General features: G+C 34.6%; 2 protein-coding genes. Both read right to left on the bottom strand.

What is annotated here, in order from left to right; translation table 11 throughout:
• Positions 1-190: 190 nt before the first annotated feature.
• On the bottom strand, positions 191-475 hold the full coding sequence (locus M2R47_RS09330) for a hypothetical protein (RefSeq protein WP_249102515.1): 285 nt from the start codon (positions 473-475) through the stop codon (positions 191-193).
• A gap of 16 nt (positions 476-491) precedes the next feature.
• Positions 492-1,282, bottom strand: a 791-nt coding sequence (locus M2R47_RS09335; RefSeq protein ID WP_249102517.1) for an MFS transporter, incomplete at its 5' end; no start/stop codon positions are given.

The raw sequence follows: 1,282 nt of genomic DNA on the forward strand, positions 1-1,282 counted from the left end.
GTTTACTCATAAAGATTCCTCACTGTCTTATGATGACAACTCATCCGCCCTTGTCATCATTCAAACTTATTATAATAAAAAATAACCGCATGATTCAATGAAAATCATACAGCCATCAATAAGACTTGGCATGAGTTGATGAACTCTTAAAAACTACAGCACACTTCTTTTTCCCATGAACCACAAATCTTCACATTCTCCACTTACCTTGATCAACACCATGATTCATCCAAGCGCCCAACACACCACAAAGTATTACAACAAAACCAAACAAAAATAGACTGATAACAATCCACTCTGATTGAATAATAAAAGTGATGCCAAATCCAAACAACACACAGCATTGTAGTGATAACACATAGTGAGGCATTAACTGCTTGGCATGCTTTCCACAAAAATCAAGCATAAACTCACTCATCAATGTATTTTGCACCCCATTCCCCACACCAACGAATAATCCAGACAAAAATAACATAAAAATCATTGAATGATTAGCCAACATACTTACCAAGCCAAATCCCATCATGCCAATGCCCATTAATCCAGCCGCCAAATAAGCACCAGATACTTGACCTATTTTTTAAAAAATCACTAAATAAGATTGGGCTCATCAACAATCCAAGACTCATCATGGACAAAGTTGTTCCATAAATAAATGGACTAAGAGCCAACTGATTATTGATATAAGGGATCATGATGATGTTTAGTGCAGAAGTCAAAGCGATGGTGATTGTAAAAAATACCAAAACCCTTTTCATGGTAGGGGTTTTAATAAACCGCCAATAAGAAACGACAGCATCATTGTCCAATAACTCATCTGCGTGTTGTTGGCTTTGAGAGTTCTTGCTATTCAACAATAACAAGAAAAAACAAGAAAAACTAATTACTGATAAAATGAACACCAAGTTTTTACCAACCATACCAAATGCAAATCCCGTTAAACTTGGAGCAAAAATAAATCCAGCGTTTTTAATGGTCTGTACTATTTTATTGGCAAGAGGCAAATTATTAGCAAAATAATTTGGCAATACTGATAAAAAAATTGTCCATAATAATGAACCCAGATATCCTAATAAAAAACTTAGAACCAAAACCATCAATGCTAAATCAGCAAAAAAATAAAATGCAAGAATGACCAATCCTTGTAGAGAAAAAATGATAGGCAAAATAGTTTTTTCGCTAATTTTTGGCAAAATCACTGCACCGCTACGACTGGCAATAACACCGCCAATCATAGACAAAGCATATAGCAAGGTTAAATTTTTTGGATCTTTATCAGCAA

The organism is Moraxella oculi (assembly GCF_023336735.1).
GTDB classification, from domain to species: Bacteria; Pseudomonadota; Gammaproteobacteria; order Pseudomonadales; family Moraxellaceae; genus Moraxella; species Moraxella oculi.

What these genes read in the sequence shown, in the direction of transcription:
- M2R47_RS09330 (WP_249102515.1), bottom strand. Translation starts at nt 475, where the DNA reads ATGTTATTTTTGTCTGGATTATTCGTTGGTGTGGGGAATGGGGTGCAA.